Source organism: Pseudoflavonifractor phocaeensis, assembly GCF_016901955.1.
GTDB classification, from domain to species: domain Bacteria; phylum Bacillota; class Clostridia; order Oscillospirales; family Oscillospiraceae; genus Flavonifractor; species Flavonifractor phocaeensis_A.
Genome location: NZ_JACJLC010000023.1, coordinates 12123 through 31127, shown reverse-complemented (window position 1 = coordinate 31127; position 19005 = coordinate 12123). Strand labels below are relative to the sequence as shown.

General features: G+C 60.2%; 16 protein-coding genes. 2 read left to right on the top strand and 14 right to left on the bottom strand.

Going from position 1 to position 19005, the window contains the following annotated elements:
- Window positions 1-37 precede the first annotated feature (37 nt).
- From nagA to H6B51_RS07320, 8 genes are all read right to left on the bottom strand, one after another.
- A complete protein-coding gene (nagA, locus tag H6B51_RS07355; RefSeq protein ID WP_204883065.1) occupies window positions 38-1159 on the bottom strand; it encodes an N-acetylglucosamine-6-phosphate deacetylase in 1122 nt (373 codons plus the stop codon).
- Window positions 1150-1902, bottom strand: coding sequence for a glucosamine-6-phosphate deaminase (gene nagB / locus H6B51_RS07350; protein ID WP_204883064.1), 753 nt, complete (start codon window positions 1900-1902; stop codon window positions 1150-1152). Before nagB ends, nagA begins: the two co-directional genes overlap by 10 nt.
- Before the next feature lie 65 nt (window positions 1903-1967).
- Window positions 1968-2873, bottom strand: coding sequence for a dihydrodipicolinate synthase family protein (locus H6B51_RS07345; RefSeq protein WP_204883063.1), 906 nt, complete (start codon window positions 2871-2873; stop codon window positions 1968-1970).
- A 44-nt stretch (window positions 2874-2917) separates the two neighbouring features.
- Entirely contained in the window at window positions 2918-3763 is an 846-nt protein-coding gene (locus H6B51_RS07340; RefSeq protein ID WP_204883062.1) for a carbohydrate ABC transporter permease, read from the bottom strand.
- A 14-nt stretch (window positions 3764-3777) separates the two neighbouring features.
- Window positions 3778-4710 carry a carbohydrate ABC transporter permease gene (locus H6B51_RS07335; protein WP_204883061.1) on the bottom strand — a complete coding sequence of 311 codons (933 nt, stop codon included), beginning with the start codon at window positions 4708-4710 and terminating at the stop codon, window positions 3778-3780.
- A gap of 131 nt (window positions 4711-4841) precedes the next feature.
- Complete coding sequence (locus H6B51_RS07330) at window positions 4842-6188, bottom strand: extracellular solute-binding protein (protein WP_204883060.1); 1347 nt, start codon at window positions 6186-6188, stop codon at window positions 4842-4844.
- Between the two features lie 165 nt (window positions 6189-6353).
- Entirely contained in the window at window positions 6354-7208 is an 855-nt protein-coding gene (locus H6B51_RS07325; RefSeq protein WP_204883059.1) for a MurR/RpiR family transcriptional regulator, read from the bottom strand.
- 10 nt (window positions 7209-7218) lie between these two features.
- Window positions 7219-8430, bottom strand: coding sequence for an AGE family epimerase/isomerase (locus H6B51_RS07320; RefSeq protein WP_204883058.1), 1212 nt, complete (start codon window positions 8428-8430; stop codon window positions 7219-7221).
- 195 nt (window positions 8431-8625) lie between these two features.
- Between H6B51_RS07320 and H6B51_RS07315 the strand changes: the two genes are divergently transcribed.
- Both H6B51_RS07315 and H6B51_RS07310 read left to right on the top strand, forming a co-directional pair.
- A complete protein-coding gene (locus H6B51_RS07315) occupies window positions 8626-10005 on the top strand; it encodes an ROK family protein (RefSeq protein ID WP_204883057.1) in 1380 nt (459 codons plus the stop codon).
- A complete protein-coding gene (locus tag H6B51_RS07310) occupies window positions 10006-10671 on the top strand; it encodes a GDSL-type esterase/lipase family protein (RefSeq protein WP_204883056.1) in 666 nt (221 codons plus the stop codon).
- A 43-nt stretch (window positions 10672-10714) separates the two neighbouring features.
- Here the strand turns inward: H6B51_RS07310 and H6B51_RS07305 are convergent, their stop codons facing one another.
- From H6B51_RS07305 to H6B51_RS07280, 6 genes are all read right to left on the bottom strand, one after another.
- Window positions 10715-11179: a helix-turn-helix domain-containing protein gene (locus H6B51_RS07305; RefSeq protein ID WP_204883055.1), complete on the bottom strand. Its 465-nt coding sequence runs from the start codon at window positions 11177-11179 to the stop codon at window positions 10715-10717.
- A gap of 62 nt (window positions 11180-11241) precedes the next feature.
- Window positions 11242-12162 (bottom strand): ABC transporter permease, encoded by a 921-nt coding sequence (locus H6B51_RS07300; protein WP_204883078.1) that lies wholly within the window; start codon window positions 12160-12162, stop codon window positions 11242-11244.
- Window positions 12163-12200: 38 nt separating this feature from the next.
- Window positions 12201-13361, bottom strand: a complete 1161-nt coding sequence (locus H6B51_RS07295) for an ABC transporter permease (protein ID WP_204883054.1) — start codon at window positions 13359-13361, stop codon at window positions 12201-12203.
- Window positions 13362-14891, bottom strand: coding sequence for an ABC transporter ATP-binding protein (locus H6B51_RS07290; protein ID WP_204883053.1), 1530 nt, complete (start codon window positions 14889-14891; stop codon window positions 13362-13364).
- 166 nt (window positions 14892-15057) lie between these two features.
- Window positions 15058-16263, bottom strand: coding sequence for a BMP family lipoprotein (locus tag H6B51_RS07285; RefSeq protein ID WP_243421179.1), 1206 nt, complete (start codon window positions 16261-16263; stop codon window positions 15058-15060).
- Window positions 16264-16479: 216 nt separating this feature from the next.
- On the bottom strand, window positions 16480-19002 hold the full coding sequence (locus H6B51_RS07280; protein ID WP_204883052.1) for a heavy metal translocating P-type ATPase: 2523 nt from the start codon (window positions 19000-19002) through the stop codon (window positions 16480-16482).
- Window positions 19003-19005: the final 3 nt, after the last annotated feature.

The following is a 19005-nucleotide window of genomic DNA, read 5'->3' as shown; positions in this document are numbered from 1 at the left end:
TAGGGCCGGGAGGCCAGATTTTGGGGGTGCGCTTTCTTCAACCGCGGACCAGCTGGCCGCGGTAGAACACGTCTTTTACGTTCAGATCCTGATCCAGAATGACCAGATTGGCACGCTTGCCAGGCTCCAGACTGCCCACCCGGCTGAAAATACCGATGGCCTGAGCCGGATTAACGGCGGCGGCCTGCACGGCGTCGGCCAGCGGGATGCCGAAGGACACGGCTGTCTTCATGCAGCTCATCAGGTCGGTGACTGAACCGGCCAGAGTACCGTCGGCCAGGGTGGCGTACTTGCCCTTCACCTGTACCGCCTGACCACCCAGGGTGTAGTCCCCGTCGGGCATACCGGCCGCCCGCATGGTATCGGAAATCAGGATCACCCGCTGGGCGCCAAACATCTTGAACACCGCCCGTACCGCCGCGGGGTGGATGTGGACGCCGTCGCAGATCAGCTCCACCCGCACCTGGGGATTGTCCAGGGCGGCCCCCACCACGCCGGGAGCGCGATGGGTAAAGGCGGGCATGGCATTGAACAGATGGGTCACCTGCCGGGCCCCCAGACGGAAGGCCTCCATAGCAGTGTCATAGTCCGCCGTAGTGTGGGCAATGGAAATGGTGACTTCGCTCTCCACAGCCTTGATGAACTCCATGGCTCCGGGCTCCTCAGGAGCCAGGGAAACCAGCTTCACCAGGCCTTGGGAAGCAGCCATCAGCCGGCGGAGCATATCCACGTCGGGAGCATGGAGCCAGTCGCCGTTCTGAGCGCCTTTTTTGGCCATGGAGAGGAAGGGCCCCTCCAGGTTGATGCCGCAGAGGGATGCGCCGGGCTTGTCAGCCTTCTTGTGAGCGGCGGCAGTCTGGCACACCTTGGTGAGCTGATCCTCCAGCAGGGTCATGCCAGCGGGGCAGATCTGGGTCACGCCCCGGGACAGCTGATACTTGGCCATGATTTCCAGACCTTCGGAATCGCCGTCGGAGAAGTCATGGCCCTTGCAGCCGTGGAAATGGACGTCCGTAAGGCCGGGGATCACATAGCAGCCGTTGGCGTCATAGTTTTCTCCGTCGCTGCTGGCGTTGGTAATCAGACGTCCGTCGAAACACAGGTCCTTCTGGACAAAGCCCTCATGCAGGTCAAAGACCTGACCGCCGGTTATCCGCATACGGGCACACCCGCTTCCACCAACTTGCTGAGAGCAGCCTTGTCGCCTACCAAGGTCACGTCGGGATGGAGCTGCAGGATAGAGGCGGGGACATCTGTGGTCACCGGGCCGACAAAGGCGTTGTACACGGCCTCTGCCTTGTCCTCGCCGCTGACCACCATCAGGATCCGCCGGGCATGCATGATGTTCTTGATGCCCATGCTCAGGGCATGGCGGGGCACCTCATCCCGGTTGTCAAAGAAGCGGGTATTGGCGTCGATGGTGCGGTCGGTAAGGGTGACCAGGTGGGTCTCCAGGCCAAAGTCGTCGCCCGGCTCATTGAAGGCAATGTGGCCATTGTGGCCCATGCCCAGCAGCTGCAGGTCGATGCCACCCAAATCCTGGATCAGCTTGTTGTAGGCGGCGCACTCCGCCTCAGGATTCTTGGCCAGGCCGTTGAGCACATGGGTGTTCTCCGGCTTGATATCAATATGGTCGAAGAGATTATCCTGCATGAAGTAGCGATAGCTCTGCTCATGATGGGGGGACAGGCCCACATACTCGTCCAGGTTGACAGACCGCACCTCAGCGAAGGACAGGTCGCCCTTCTTGTACCACTCCACCAACTGCCTGTAAGTGCCCACGGGGGTACCGCCGGTAGCAAGGCCCAGCACGCAGTCGGGCTTGTAAATGACCTGGGCGGAGATGATATTGGCGGCCCGGCGGCTCATGGCCTGATAATCTTCCGATTGATAAATACGCATGATATGTATACTCCTAACTTTTCAAATTGGGGCGGGCGGAAGGCCCGCCCCTGTTTTTGAACCGATCAGCAGTATTTGGCGATGGCGGCGGTGATCATGGCGTAGGACTCATCCACCACAGCGGCATCGCTGTCAATGAGGCCAGGCATAGGCTTGCGGACAGAACCGCACACCACGCCGCTCTTGGCCAGGATGCCCTTCATCACGGCGTACAGGTTGCCGTGGGCGGAGCACATCTTGTAGATAATGCGGCAGATCTCGTTCTGGATCTCCCGGGCAGGCTCCATCTCGCCCTTCTGGAAGTGCTCGTACACCTTCAGGAAAAGCTCGGGCATGACAGCATAGGTACCGCCGATACCGGCACAGGCACCCATGGCCAGACCGGAGATGTACTGCTCGTCGGGTCCGTTGAACACGATGACCCCGGCATCCTTCCACATCTGGATATCCTGGACAGGCATGGAGGAGTTCTTCACACCGATAACCTTGGGGTTTTTCTGCATCTCCGCCAGCAGGGAGGGAGTCAGCGCCACGCCGGCCAGCTGGGGAATGTTGTAGATGATAAAGTCGGTATTGGGAGCAGCAGAGGAGATGTCATTCCAATACTGGGCGATGCCATACTCGGGCAGGTGGAAGTAGATGGGGGGGATGGCAGCAATGGCGTCTACACCCAGGCTTTCAGCGTGGGCAGCCAGCTCCATGCTGTCGGCGGTGTTGTTGCAGGCCACGTGGGCAATGATGACCACCTTGCCCTTGGCCTCCGCCATCACGTTCTCCAGCACCACCTTGCGCTCGGCCACGCTCTGGTAAATGCACTCGCCGGAGGAACCACCCACGTACAGGCCGTTGACGCCCTTGCCGATGAGGTAGCGGGTAAGAGCGCGGACGCCCTCGGGAGAAATGTTGCCCGCCTCGTCATAGCAGGCATAGAAGGCGGGGATCACGCCCTGGTATTTTTTCAGATCGCTCATGTAAAAAACCTTCTCTCAAATGATTGGTAGAGGCATATGGGACATTAGCCCTTGACAGCGCCCATGGCGATGCCCTGGGTAAAGTACTTCTGGAAGGCGATGAACACCACCACAATGGGGATGGCGGCCAGGGCGGCGCCAGCCATGATCAGGCCGAAGTCGGAGGACATTTCGCCCTGGAGGTTGGCGATGGCCAGGGGCAGGGTCCAGATCTCTTCATCGGTCAGCATGACCAGCTGGAGGAAGTAATCGTTCCAGGTATTGACAAAGGTAAAGATAGCCAGAGCTCCGATGCCCGGCTTGATCATGGGGAATACCACGCTGAAGAAGGTGCGCAGCTCACCCGCGCCGTCCACCCGGGCAGCCTCCAGGATCTCGTTGGGAATGGTCTCGGAGAATTGCTTCATCAGGAACACGCCAAAGGGCCAGCCGACGGTGGGCAGGATGACCGCCCACAGGTTATTGTTCAAGTGGAAGAAGGTCATCTCCTGCAGCAGGGGGATAACAATGACCTGCTTGGGCAGGGCCATGGCACAGATGATGATGGTGAACAGGATACCCCGGCCATAGAACCGCTTCTTGCCCAAGGCATAGCCGGCGAAGGAGGCAGTGAGACAGGTCAGGATCATGGCCATGGCGGAGATGAACACGATGTTGAACAGCCACCGGAAGGCTTCGTGCTCAAACAGCCTGGCGTAGTTATCCGTAGTGGGATTCTGCGGGAACCAGATGGGGTACTTGGCGTTGATCTCGATGGCGTCCTTGAAGGAGCCGGTCACGATCCAGTACAGGGGGAACAGGAAGAACAGCGCCAGCAGGATCAGGACCACCACGGCAAATACCTTGTAGCCGGTAGAAGTACCGCTCAAATCAGTCGTTTTAGCTTTCATGTTCTCACCCCCCCTTAATCAGTCTTTACCACTTTGAACTGGATGGCAGAGAAAATCGCGATGATAATGGCCAGGATAACGCCGATGGCGTTGGCGTAGCCCAGGTCGTTCAGCCGGTAAGCGGTGTCGTAGACCTGGTACATGATGGTCATGGTGGCGTTCATGGGCCCGCCCTTGGTCAGCAACTGGATCAGCGCGAAGCACTGGAAGGAGTTGATGGTGGTGATGACCAGCACATACAGGGTAGTGGGCATGATCTGGGGCCACTTGATCTTCCAGAACACCTGGAGCTTGGTGGCGCCGTCTACCTGGGCGGCCTCCACCAGGGACTGATCCACATTGCCCAGGGCCGCCACATACAGCACGATGGGCTGGCCGATGGAGGTGGTGAACAGGATCAGGATGATGAACCAAATGGCGGTGCTCTGGTTGCCCAGCCAGTCAAAGCCGGCGGTGCCCGTCAGCTGATTCAGGATACCGTTGTAGGGATGGAGGATCCACTTCCACACCACGGTGATGGCCACCGAGCCGGTGACCACCGGCAGGTAGAACACGCAGCGGAAAAAGGACCGGGTAAAGGCGTGCATCTTGTAGATGGCGGAGCTCACCCACAGGGAAAAGGCGGTGACACAGGGCACCGCGATGACCACGATGAGCACGGTGTTCAGGAAGCCCTTGTGAAAAATGGGGTCCTGGAAGAGCTTGATGTAGTTGTCCAGGCCGGCAAAGCCCTTGATGCCGCCCAGGCCGTATTCCATAAAGCTATAGAACACGCAGATGAACATGGGAACGACAACGAAACCAACGAAGAATACCAGACTGGGCAGCAGGAACAGGTAGGCGGAGATGGTCTCTCTCCGGACCAGCGCCTTACTCATTCCGGAGAACTGGGAACGCTTTTCCTTCTTGGGTTTTTTGCCGGCAGTTGCCACGGCATTCTGCGCCATAAGTATCTCCCCTCTTTCAACGCATTTTTGGGTTACCTAAGGATCGCCGGACATTAGCAACTGTGCCCGCCCCCTCCCAGGGAGCGGGCACAGATCTGCTCAGGTCAGGTAAACCTTCTTGGAGTTTGGCCTTAGCCGATGTTGGCGTTGGCCTGGGTCACAAAGTCGTCGGCAGCGGTCTGCACGTCGGCGCCAGTGGTCATGATCGCCTGGAGCATGGGCCACCACAGGGCACGCTGCTCGGTCCAGCCGCCGGTCAGGGCATAGTACCGGCCCAGGTAATCGCTCATCAGAGCAAAGGGAGCACGGACCTCGGCGTCCTCAGCGTCGGCATAGACATCGCCCCAGTCAGCGTGGACGGGGAAGAAGCCGGTGGTCTTCACAGCCTCGGTGCCGGCGGTCTGGTCGTTGCACACAAAGTCCACGAACTTCTTGGCAGCCTCGATCTTGGCCTCATCCTTGTTGTTGAACACACCGAAGCCGTAGGGGCCGGCCATCTCCAGCTCGGGCTCGCCGTCGTCAGAGGGGAAAGCCATGGCAAAGGGAGTGAACTGGGTCTGCTCAGCATACTGAGTGTAGTTGGAGTAGTTCCAGCAGAAGGTGACAGCACAAGTCTGGTTGGCAAAGGCCTGCAGCTCGTCGGAAGCGGCGAAGCTGGCGTTGGCGCTCATGGACTTATTGTTGACCATCTCCTGCAGCAGGGTCAGGGCCTTCACGTTGTTGGCGCTGTTGGCATTGTAGGAGCTGCCGTCCTCGGTGACATAATAGTCGGAGTACAGGTTGTTCACCAGAGCGCGGGTGCCCTGGTCGCCGCCCTGGGCGCCGCAGTAGATGATGCCGGGCACGGTGATGTTGATGGTGCCGTTGGCAGAGGCGTCACGGATGGCTTCCATCGCCTTCACGAAGTTGTCGGTGGTCCAGGTGCGGGTCTCCTCGTCGATGTACTGCAGGGCGCCGGCGGCCTCAAAGGCCTCATAGTTGATGGCCATGCAGTGAGCGGCCACGCTCAGAGGATACATATAATAAGTACCGTCCAGCTGGGACACGGAAGAGATGCCCTCGGAGATGTCAGAGCCGCTGGCAGTCCACAGGTCGGACAGATCCACCATCAGGCCCTCACGGGCGTAGTTGCCCACGATGCGCTCGGGGCCCTCAAAGATGATGTCGGGGGCGTTATTGGAGCTGATAGCAGTGGTCAGCTTCTGGTCGCCGTCCTGATAGTTGATGGGAGTCACAGTCACCTTGATGCCGGGGTTGGCCTCCTCGAAGGCAGCCACGATGGAGTCCCAGGCAGCGGCGTCGGTAAAGCCGCCGATGTTGAAGGACCACAGGCTCAGCTCCACAGAGCTGGTCTCACCGCCGGAGCCGGTCTCACCACCGGGAGTGGTCTCGGTGGTGCCACCGCCGCCACCGCCGCAGGCAGCCAGACCCAGGGACATGGAAGCGGCCAGCAGGAGCGCAAGAATCCGTTTCTTCATTTCATACATCCTCCTCTTATTTTTTTGAATAAGAATGTGATTACCACAGCGGTAACCCGTTGTGTAGATTGTACAGTTCAACTCAGGATTTGTCAATAGCAAAATGCTTATTTTTTTCTTTTTTTATCGACTTTGCAAATTATTTTCAAAATTCGTGAAATGGGGTCAGATGTGTTTGTCGGAAAGCACCTCAGCTACCATTTCCTGCCTGCTCCGATATCCCTCCGGATCCCTGCGGCAGACCTCCCGAAACAGCACATCCATCAGGTAGAGCTGGGCCATGCGGGCGGCCACCGATCCGCCCTGGAGAGGGCCCTCCCGGGCGCCGCACTGGAGTACCACGTCGGCGTAGGCCGCCCCAGGGGACTTGGGAAACCGGGTCACCAGGATGGACCTGGCTTTTCGGTCCTGGATCAGCTGGAGGTTTTTCAGCAGGGCGGTGGTAGAGCCGGAGTAGGAGAAGTAGATCACCACATCTCCGGCGGTGAGCTGGGAGGCGGCGATGGCCTGCATATGGGAGTCCATCACGGCCTGGAAGTTCATCTGGATGGTGCTGAACAGATGGGCGCACTCCTGGGCCAGGATCATGGACCCCCCCTGCCCCATGCACAGCACCCGGCCAGCGGAGGCGATCATATCCACCGCCTTGTGGATGGTCTCCGGGCGCAGCAGCTCCAGGGTCTGGCGAAGGGCATCCACATCATTTTCATAGGCCACCCGGCAGCTTCCCTCCAGACTATCCTCTGCCAGATCCTCCCGACGTGCGCCGCCAGGTTCCTGCCGTCCGGCGGTGGCGTTGGCGATGGCCAGCTTGAAGGCGCTGTATCCTTTATACCCCAGCCGCTTGCAGAAGCGGGAGATGGTGGCCTCTGCCACCCCCGCCTCCTCCGCCAGCTCGGAGATGGACATAAACTGGGTCTGCTGCTGGTGGATCACCGCGTAGTCGGCCACCTTCTTTTCCGCGCTGGTCAGCTGATAGTACTCTCCGTTGATCTTTTCAAAGACGTTGACGCTGGGCATAGCCGCCCTCTCAATTCCGCCCCAGGATCTGGCCGATCATCACGTCACACATAATGAGCATGCGGGGCAGGTGGAACGGGCCCTTAAAGGTAGAACCCTTGCAGGGGGGCTCGGTGGGCTTGCCGTCCCGGCGGAGATAGCCGAACCAGTCGCCGTACTCCGGATCAGAGAAATACTGCTTGCAGTAGTCCAGAGTTTTTTCAAACCACTCCAGGTACTTCTCGTCCCCGGTGTCCCGGTAGATCATGATGGAGGCAATGAGGATCTCATCGTGGGGCCACCACAGCTTCATGTCGTGCTCATAGGCCTCGGGGGGACGACCCAGACAGTCGATGAAGTAGAGCAGTCCGCCGTACTCCTTGTCCCAGCCGGCATTGATGGCCTGGTCAAAGATCTTCACAGCGGTGGCGTGCTGCTCTTTGTTGCCCCGGAGGTTGGCGTCCTCCATCAGGAACCAGGAGCACTCAATATCGTGGCCGGGGTTGACTACACGGCCCTCGGTCACGTCGCCCCGGAACTCGCCGTTGGGGCCCACGCTCTCCAGGGTGCAGCCCAGCTCGGGCTTGTAGTGATAGCGGAAGATCTCGTCCACACACTGGGCGGCCCGCTGGTTGTACAGCTCGGCCTGCTCCGGATCCACCCGGCGGAGGACGGAGGTGATGTTCAGATAGATCATGGGGTTGGCCAGAGCACGGCCGGACCGGGTCTCGGGGATGGTCTTGGGTCCCATGCCGGTGGGATCCTGGATGAGACCGTTATTCAGGTTCCAGATCAGGTCATAGGCGGCCCGGGCACGCTCCAGACACACCTTCTCACCAGTCACACCATAATACTCGGCGTTGGCAATGGCGTAAAAACCCTCGGAGAAACAGTAGCGACGCTGGCGCAGGGGCTTGCCGTCCCCGGTGACGGTGAAGTACATCCGGTTGCCCGCCTCACGGTTGATGCAGAACTTCTCCATAAAGTCCAGACAGCTCTTGCTGGCGGCCAGCCACTCCTCCTTCACCCCGTAGGTATGGCACAGGTAGGCAAAGGTCCAGGCGCAGCGGCCCTGCATCCACACGCTCTTATCGGTGGAGAAGATCTTGCCCTCCCGGTCCAGACAGGTGTATACGCCGCCGTTCACCGGGTCCATGCCGTTCTTCAGCCAGAACGAGACGCTCCGCTCCAGCTCCTCCCTGATCCACTTCTGATGATCCTGCAGTCGAGCAGTGATATCCATTGTATCAGTCCACCTTTCATGATTGGGAGAGCCCTCCCGTTACGTTCATCATACCTGTCGGTACAGTTCCCGTCAAGAGAATTTTAGAAAATTATTTTCAGAAATGTGAAAATTCCCTTGACAGATTTAAAAAAGCTGATAGCCTATACGTAGAGCGATTTGTCTGCTTCCCACAAATGCAAGGAGGATCTCCATATGAAACATCTTGGAATTGAAGTTCCCGTCAAAAATGTCCCTGAACTGGACCCCGGCTTCCTCCCCCTGGGCAAATTCCGCGCCTCCTTTTTGAAGGATGCCAAGAAGCCTCTGGACCTGGCTGTGGAGCGGGCCGGCGGCGAGGTGGCCGTCTACAAGACTTTCATCCACGGCACCCCCGACATGGCGGAGGCTGACCGCTATTATGTGGACCGTATCATCAAGTCCATGCTGTGGTACATGGGCGGCTTCAAGGTGTACATCAGCGGCGATAAGGATATCTACGAGTCCATGAAGGCCACCTACTGTGTGGGCGGCAAACGGGCCTTTGACGCCGACTTCATGTCCAATGTGTATGAAAAGCCCTTTGAGGTGGTGTACTGCGACCAGGTCCCCGCCGAGTACAGTAACCCCCAGGCGGTGGGCCGCCACCTGGCCGGCTGCCGCATCGGCTTTGACGCCGGCGGCTCCGACCGCAAGGTATCCGCCGTCATCGACGGCCAGCCCGTTTTCTCCGAGGAGGTCGTCTGGTTCCCCAAGACCACCGCCGACCCCGACTACCACTATGACGGCATCGTGGCCGCCCTCAAGTCCGCCGCCGAGCATATGCCCCGGGTGGACGCGGTGGGCGTGTCCTCCGCCGGCATCTACATCGAGAACCGCACCATGGTGGCCTCCCTCTTCCTGAAGGTGCCCAAGGAGGACTTTGACGCCAAGGTGAAGGACATCTACATCCGGGCTATCAAGGACACCTTCGGCGACGTACCCTACGTGGTGGCCAACGATGGCGACGTGTCCGCCCTGGCCGGCGCCATGAGCCTGGAGGAGAACAATATCCTGGGTATCGCCATGGGCACCAGCGAGGCCGTGGGCTTTGTGGACGCTAACGGTAACATTACCGGCTGGCTCAACGAGCTGGCCTTCGCCCCCGTGGACGTGTCCCCCGACGCCATGGAGGATGAGTGGTCCGGGGACATCGGCTGCGGCGTGAAGTATTTCTCTCAGGACGGCGTTATCAAGCTGGCTCCCGCCGCCGGCATCGAGCTGGACCCCGCCCTCTCCCCCGCCGAGAAGCTGAAGGTGGTCCAGAAGGCCATGGAGGAGGACACCCCCGGCGCCGCCGCTCTTTACCGCTCCATCGGCGTATACCTGGGCCACTCCCTGGCTCTGTATCACCACTTCTACGGCTTCAAGCACGTGCTGCTGCTGGGCCGGGTCATGTCCGGTAAGGGCGGCGACATCATTCTGGAGACCTGTAAGAACGTCCTGGCCGACGAGTATCCGGAGATCGCCGACAAGATCAACCCCACCCTGCCTGACGAGAAGGCCCGCCGGGTGGGCCAGTCCGTGGCCGCCGCCTCCCTGCCTGAGATCAAGTAAGTGCGCCGGCACATCCTTTGTCTGGGGGACTCCAATACCCACGGTTACTGCGCCGACCCCGCCGACGGGGCCGACGGAGCCCTTCGCCGGTTCAACGAGGCGGAACGTTGGCCTTGCCTGTTGCAAAAGGCCCTGGGGGAGGGCTATTTGGTTATCGAGGAGGGTATGTCGGGGCGCACCACCGTCTTTGACGATCCGGTGGAGGAAGGGTTGTCCGCTCTGGCACACCTGCGGCCCATCCTGAAAAGCCACCGCCCCATCCACCTGCTGGTGGTCATGCTGGGCACCAACGACGCCAAGGAACGGTTCGCCACCAATCCACACGTTATCGGCCGGGGCATGGAACGGCTGGTACAGCAGGCCATGGTCACCGACTGCTGGGGAGGCGAGAAGCCCAACATTCTCATCGTAGCCCCCAAGACCATCGAGCCAGGAGTGCACACTTCCCCGGTGGCTCATGAGATGGGCCCTCGCTGCGTGGAAATTACCCGGGGGCTGGCCCCGGTGTACCACGAGGTGGCCGTGCGCAACAGCTGCCACTTTCTAGACGCCAACACCCTGGGGCTCACCTGCAACCAGATTGACTTTATGCACCTGACCCGGGCGGCCCACGCACGGCTGGCTGCTGCTCTGGCAGAGCTTATCCCCACACTTTTTCCTGAGTAACATAAAAAGTCCGCAGATCTTTTGGATCCGCGGACTTTTTATGTTATTTGCGCTTGGCCAGCTCTTTCCACACCGCCTGGGCGATGATCTCCTGTCCCTCGGGAGAGCGGAGGACCTCCAGCACCATGGCCTTGAACTGCTCCTTGGCTTGCCGGGTGGCAAAGAGGGCGTCCAGCATGGTGGCTCCGCCACCCATAGAGGCCGGCTCCGGTTTGGGTCGTTTGGGAGGAGGGGCGGGCCGGTATACCGGTTCCTCCTCCCGGCTGGTGAGGGCTCCGCTCATCCAGTCCTCCTGCCGGGTGCGGTCGCTGCTTTCTCCCCTGAGGTAGAAAATGGAGACCCCGAAATAGGCCGCCAGCTTCTCCTGCTGCTCCTTGGTAGGGGTGGCCCGACCGGTCTCAAACTTCTCAATGGCGTTTTTGGGAAAGCCCACCGCTGCCGACAGAGCGGGGCGGGACAGCCCCGCCTCGTCCCGCAGGGCTTCAATCCGCTGTGCCATAGTAACCATGTACATACACTCCTTTATTCAAAAGGGAAAGGGGCTTCCGCCCCTTTCCCTTTCGGTCTCAATCACCGCTCGCCCTTGTCGTAGGGGATGCCCTCCGCTCTGGGGGCGGCAGATTTTTTGGACGTAAAGGCCAACACAATGAGGGTGGCCACATAGGGGATCATCTTGTAGATATCGCTGGACAGGCCCAGCCCCGCCAGGAAGGGGATGTTGGCGTAGGTCACCGACAGGGTCTTCATAAAACCAAAGAAGATGGCGGCAAAGAGGATACGGCCCGGTTTCCACTGGCCGAAAATGAGCACCGCCAAGGCCAAAAAGCCGTAGCCCGACACGGTGGCGTTAAAGTTCACCGAGGTGGGCACCACAAAGATCACCCCGCCGATGCCCGCCAGGGCTCCCGAGATCAGGGTGCCGGCGTAGCGCATCTTATACACATTGATACCCACTGAATCGGCGGCCTGGGGATGCTCGCCGCAGGCCCGCAGCCGCAGGCCAAACCGGGTCTTGTACAGCACCACCCAGGAGAGCACCAGGATGGCTATCCCCAGATAGGTGGTGATATAGGCCTTCTGGAAGAACATGGGGCCCAGCACCGGGATATCCCCCAGCAGGGGTACCTTCTGGATAAGGAAATCATTTTTAAAGGTGACCTGCTGCACCCCCACCAGCATACGGGCCACATAGATGGCAAAGGCGGGGGCAAAGGTGTTGATGGCAGTGCCCGAGATGGTCTGGTCGGCCTTCATGTTAATGGAGGCAAAGGCGTGGACCAGACTGATGACCACACCGGACACGGCGGCCACCACCAGAGAGAGCAACAGGATGCCCTGGCCGGTGACGGTAAACTGCATCATGTGCATGAACAGGATCCCGGCGAAGGCGCCGATGATCATGATACCGTCCAGGGCGATGTTGACAATGCCCGAACGCTCAGCGAACAGGCCGCCCAGAGCCACCACCAGCAGGGGGATGGCAAAGGTCATGGTCTGCTGTACCAGGAAGATGATCAGGTCAAGACCACTCACACGCCCTCACCTCCTTTCCCCAGGTCAGCCGGGGGTGGACTTTCGGCGTTGGCGTTGCTCCGCTCCTTCCCCTTGGCCAGCTTGGCGATGATCTGGCTGAAGAAGAGGATGAAGGCGGCAAAGTAGACGATCACCGAGGTAATGATGGTAATAACCTGGGAGACAAAACCAAAGCTCTGCATGGCAAGGCCGCCCACTGTCAGATAGGCCATGAGAATACCGGTAAAGATGATGGCAATGGGGTTGGACATACCCAGCAGAGCCACAGCGATACCGTCAAATCCCTGCTGGGCCAGAGTATCGGACACCATGATGCCGGTCCCGGCGCCGGCCAGATAGTTCAGGCCGCCGCCGATGCCCGCCAAGGCCCCGGAAATCACCATGGCCTGGACGATGTTGCGCTTCTCGCTGATGCCGGCGTACTTGGCGGCATCTTTGTTGAACCCGCAGGCCTTCAGCTCATAGCCCATCCTGGTCTTCTCCAGGATGATCCACACCACCACCGCCAGCAAAATAGCCACCAGGATACCGGCATTCACACTGGAAGGGGTCCCCCCCTCCACCACAAAGATTTTGTCAAAGCCCAGCTTGGGCAGCTCCGCTGTGGCGGCGGGCCGGAAGGATTGGTTCTTGGCCCGGTCGTAAATAAAGGAACGAATGAGTTGGTTGGACATGCTCATGGCAATATAGTTCATCATGATGCAGGTGATGACCTCGTTGATCCCCCGCCAGGCCTTGAGCACCCCAGGCAAAATGCCCCACACCGCCCCGAACAGGCAGGCGGCCAGAATCGCGGCCAGACAGTGGAGCCCTGCCGGCAGAAAGGTCCACTTGACCCCCACGTAGACAGCGGCGAAAGCCCCCATCATATACTGGCCGGAGGCACCGATATTGAACAGGCCGGTCTTTTTGGCAAAGCCCACCGACAGGCCGGTCATAATGAGGGGAGTAGCATAGTAGAGCACCTGCCCCAGGTTCTTCAGATCGGACACGCCTCCGGTGAGGATAGCCAGCATACCCTCCCCCGCCCGGGACACGTCTGTGAACAGCAGGACGATAAGCCCTACCGCCATACCGATGAAAATAGCAATGATGGCAGCGATGGTATTTTGTACCCCCTGCCGCTGGAGAGGATTGCCCAGACCTTTGTCCTTCATTTATTTCCCCTCCTCTCGCTTAGAGCCTGCCATATAGAGGCCCAGTTCCTGGACGGTCACTGTCTTGGGGTCCAGATCGGCCACAATCTGTCCCTCAAAGATCACCAGGATACGGTCGGACAGGTTCATCACCTCGTCCAGCTCCAGAGAGATGAGCAGAACGCCCTTGTTCTGGTCCCGCTCGGCCACGATCTGCCGATGGATATACTCGATGGCGCCCACATCCAGGCCACGGGTGGGCTGGACGGCGATGAGCAGGTCTGGATCCCGGTCGATCTCCCGGGCCACAATAGCCTTCTGCTGGTTGCCACCCGACATGGAGCGGGCAATGGTGCGCCCTCCCTGGCCGGAGCGGATATCATAGGTCTGGATCAGCTTGTCCGCGTATTGGTTGATCTTGTCGTACTTCAAGAAGCCTCCCCGGCAGTATTCCGGCTCAAAATAGCTCTGAAGCACCAGGTTGTAGGACAGGGGGTAATCCAGTACCAGGCCGTGCTTGTGCCGGTCCTCGGGGATGTGGCCCATGCCGTGGGTGTTGCGGTGGCGGATGGAGCTGTAGGTTATGTCCGCCCCCTTCAGCTTTACCGTGCCCCCGTCGGTCTTAATCAGGCCGGTGAGCGCCTGGACCAGCTCGGTCTGGCCGTTACCGTCGATACCGGCGACACACACGATCTCTCCCCGGCGCACCTGGAAGGAGACGTTGTCCACCACCTTTTTCCCGTGCTCCCTGTTGACCACGGTCAGGCCTTCCACCTCCAGCACCTGCTCACCGGGATGGGCCTCCGCCTTTTCCACCCGGAGAGACACCTTGCGGCCCACCATCATTTCGCTCATCTCTTCTTTGGAAACCTGAGCCACTTCCACAGTGCCTACATACCTGCCCTTGCGTAGAACGGTACAGCGGTCGGCCACCTCTTTGATCTCGTTGAGCTTGTGGGTGATGAAGAGGATGCTTTTCCCCTCGGCGGCCAAGCCCTTCATGATCTTCATCAGCTCAGTGATCTCCTGGGGCGTAAGGACGGCGGTGGGCTCGTCAAAGATGAGGATCTCATTGTCCCGGTAGAGCATTTTTAAGATCTCCACCCGCTGTTGCATCCCCACGGTAATGTCCTCGATGAGGGCGTCCGGGTCCACCCGCAGGCCGTACTGCCGGGAGAGGTCCATCACCTTTTTCCTAGCCTCATCCATTTTCAGGAAACCGCCCCTGGTGGTTTCCACTCCCAGGATGATATTTTGGAGCACCGTGAAGTTGTGCACCAGCTTGAAATGCTGGTGCACCATACCGATGCCCAGCTCGTTGGCGTCGTTGGGATCCTTGATCTTGACCTCCCGGCCTTCCTTTTTGATGACACCCTTCTCCGGCTGATACAGCCCGAAGAGGACGCTCATCAGGGTGGACTTCCCCGCGCCGTTTTCGCCCAGCAGCGCGTGGATCTCTCCTTTTTTCAGCTGGAGCGTGATATCGTCATTGGCAATGATTCCAGGAAATTCCTTGGTGATATGGCACATTTCAATGACATATTCGCTCATCCGCCATCCCTCCTCTGTTTCGTCTTTTCCGCAGATAGGGCCACGGGCGGGAATTGCCCGTTCACTTAACAGTATTATACCGTTTTCCCGCCATTCACGCAAGCAGAAGTACAGTTACATAAAAATGGACGGGCCGCAAACACGGCCCGTCCATTGGGACTGAACGTTACTCCACGGTCACGGTCACATTGGCGCAGCCCAGATCGTTGGGGGAGGCAATGGCGTTGCCGTCGGCGTCGGTATCCTTCTGCGGGGTGATCTCGCCGTTGGCCAGCTTGGTAAACAGGGCCTCATAGTCGGCCTCGGAGAAGGTCTTCCACTTGGAGGTAGCCATGGGCAGCTGGACGGCGTCCTCGGCGGCGCCCAGGGTCAGGTTCTGGCCGCCCACAGAGAAGTTGTCGTTGTAGTAGGAGTCCAGCATCTGCTCCACCGCAGAGGCCAGGCCCTTCATGGCAGAGGACACCACGGTGTCGGACTCGGGGGACTGGTCCACGTCCACGCCGATGACCAGACCGTTATTCTGCTCAGCGGCAGCCATGACGGAGTTGCCCACAGAGCCGCCACAGCCAAAGATGATCTCAGTACCAGAGCTGTACCAGCCGGCGGCCCGGGTCTGGGCCTCAGGGGTGGCGTCAAAGCCGTCGGTGTTGAAGTAGCGCATCTCCACAGTGATGCCCAGCTCGGCTGCGGCATCATTGGCGCCCTGGACATAGCCATAGCCATAGCGGATAACGGCGGGGACAGGCTGTCCGCCGAAGAAGCCCAGCTTGGTGTAGCCGTCCTTCACGGCGGCGTAACCGGCCAAGTAACCGGCCTGCTCCTCGGAGAAGAGGATACCCACGGTGTTGTCGCCGGTCTTGTAGTCGCTGTAGTCGGCGTTGTGGGGATTGCCATCGATGAGGATGAACTTCACGTCAGGGTTGTTGTCCTGCACCAGATAAACAGGCTCCTCAAAGAGATAACCGGGGGTGACGACCACCTTGGCGCCGTCGGCAATGGCCTGCTCAATGGCGGTGACATAGTCGTTGGTGGTGGCGTCCACAGGCTTGTAGTACTTGCAGGTCTTGCCATTCTGCTGGCAGTACTCCACAATGCCCTCCCAGGTTCCCTGGTTGAAGGACTTGTCGTTGATATCGCCCTTGTCGGTGATCATGGCGATCTCGAAGCTGCCGTCCTCGGCCAGCAGCTCAGTGGGGATCTTGACCTCGGTCTCGCCGCCGGGGGTAGTCTCCTCAGTACCCGAGGGCGTGGAGCTGTTCCCGGCTGGGGTCTGTGTGTTCTCGCCGGAGGGAGTGGTGCTGGTACAGGCAGCCATTCCAAAGACCATGGCTAACGTGAGCAGCAGCGCAAGCAGTTTCTTTGTCTTTTTCAATGTGATCTACCTTCCCTTCTATAGAATAAAATGGCCCAGGTCGGTCCAGAACCTTGGGATCTTTTCCTCCTGAGCTTGTCTCTATTATACACGGTTCCGCTTCAAAGGGCAATCTTCATTTTAGCACGTTCCTCATTTTTTTCACGTTTGATGCCGGTCCTCTTCAGCTTGAAGAAAAAAGAGCCTGCCGCGCCCATACGCGGCAGGCCCTGCGGCTTAACTCAGAGACACCACCTGATAGCCCGCCTCGGTGACGGCATTGGTCAGGGTCTCGTCGGACACCTGGCCGGTCAGGGTGACCGTAGCGGTCTTGGCCGCCAGATCCACCGTGGCGCTGACTCCTTCCAATGCGTTGAGTGCCTTTTCCACGTGGGCCTGACAGTGAGGGCACATCATGCCCTCGATCAGCATAGTCTTTTTCATGTTCTCAGTTCCTTTCTCTGAATGGATTTGTTCCGGCTCCGCCGGAACTTCCCGGCGGTCCGGCTTGAAAAACCGCAGGCGCAGGGCGTTGGTGACCACGCACACCGAGCTCATGCTCATGGCTGCCGCCCCGAACATGGGAGAGAGCTGCCAGCCGGTTATGGGCGCCCATACCCCGGCGGCCAGCGGAATGCCGATGATGTTGTAGATAAAGGCCCAGAACAGGTTCTCCTTGATATTGCGGATCACCTTTTTGGACAGCCGCACCGCCGTCACCGCATCCAGCAGGTCACTCTTCATCAGCACAATGTCCGCCGATTCGATGGCTACGTCGGTGCCCGCCCCGATGGCCATGCCCACATCGGCCCTGGCCAGGGCAGGGGCGTCGTTCACCCCGTCGCCGATCATGGCCACCCGCTTCCCCTGGGCCTGGAGGGCGGCCACCGCCTTTTCCTTGTCCTGGGGGAGCACCTGGGCGATGACCTGACTCACCCCCAGCTCCTGACCCACCGCCTGGGCGGTGCGCTGGTTGTCGCCGGTGAGCATCACCACGTCGATGCCCAGCTCCCGGAAGGCCTGCACCGCCGCGGCGCTGGTGGGCTTGGGCCGGTCGGCCACCGCCACCACACCCAGCATCCTGTCCCGCTGGGCAAAGTACAGCGGAGTTTTACCCGCCTGGGCCAGCTCCTCTCCCCTGGCCTCAAAGCCAGCCAGGGAGATACCGGCCTGCTCCAGCATGGCCTGGTTGCCCGCCAGGATTTCCTCTCCGTGGAGCGCACCCCGGATGCCCCGGCCCGGAGCGGCCTGGAAGCCCTCCACCTCCACCAGGGGGATATTCCGGGCCCTGGCCTCCGCTGTGATGGCGTCGGCCAGGGGGTGCTCCGAGGGCTTTTCCAGGGAGGCAGCCACGCATAAAAGCTCCTCCTCGGTCACGCCGGGGGCGGGGATACAGTCGGTGACCTGAGGCTTGCCCTGGGTCAGGGTGCCTGTCTTATCCACCACCACGGTCTGGATGGTGTGGAGGGTCTCCAGGGCTTCGGCGGATTTGATTAGGATGCCGTTTTCCGCGCCCTTGCCGGTGCCCACCATAATGGCCACCGGAGTGGCCAGCCCCAGGGCGCAGGGGCAGGAGATCACCAGCACCGCCACCCCGGCGGTAAGGGCGGACTCCACGGATTGGGTAAGAATGAGCCACACCGCCGCCGTCACCAGGGCAATGGCAATGACGGTGGGCACGAACACCCCCGCCACCTTGTCGGCCAGCTTGGCGATGGGAGCCTTGGAGGAGGAAGCCTCCTCCACCAGTCGGATCATCTGGGCCAGGGTGGTGTCCTCCCCCACCCGGGTGGCCCGGAAGGTAAAGGAGCCGTTCTTGTTGATGGTGGCGGCGGCCACCTTGTCCCCCGGGCCCTTTTCCACCGGGATGGACTCACCGGTGAGGGCAGACTCGTCCACCGAGGAGCCCCCGGAGACCACTACCCCGTCCACCGGCACCCGGCCGCCGGGCTTGACCACAATGATGTCCCCCACCATCACCTCCTCCACCGGCAGCTCCATCTCTGCCCCATCCCGCACCACCAGGGCAGTCTTGGGGGCCAGATCCATGAGGCGGGTAATGGCCTGGCTGGTCTTGCCCTTGGACCGGGTCTCCAGCCATTTGCCCAGGGTGATGAGAGTGAGGATCATGCCGGCGGACTCAAAGTACAGGTCCATAGACCACTTGTCCACCCGAGCCTGATCCCCGTGGCCCAGACCCCAGGCCATCTGGAACAGGGCGGCCACCCCGTAGACCACCGCGGCGGTGGAGCCCAGGGCGATGAGGGAGTCCATATTGGGTGCCCGGTGCCACAGGGTCCTGAAGCCCACGGTGTAGTATTTCCGGTTCAGGTACATGATGGGCAGGGTGAGCAGAAACTGAATCATGGCCACCACCATCACGTTGCCCGTATCGTGGAAGAAGCCGGGCAGGGGCCAGCCCATCATGTGGCCCATAGCGATGTAAAACAGGGGGAGCAAAAACACCAGGGAGGCAAAGAACCGCCGCTTCATGCCGGCGGCCTCCTCCTCCATGGGGTTGGCCCGGACGGGGGCGGCCTTTGCCCTGCCGCCGGGGATGGACGCCCCGTAGCCCGCCGCCTCCACCGCCCGGATGATGGCGGCGGAGTCGGTCTGGTCCTCGTTGTAGTCCACCAGCATGGAGTTGCCCAGCAGGTTCACGTTGACCTGGTCCACCCCCGCCACCTGGCACACCGCTTTTTCCACATGGGCCGAGCACGCTGTGCAGGTCATGCCGGTCACATCAAACTTTTGCTTCATCGT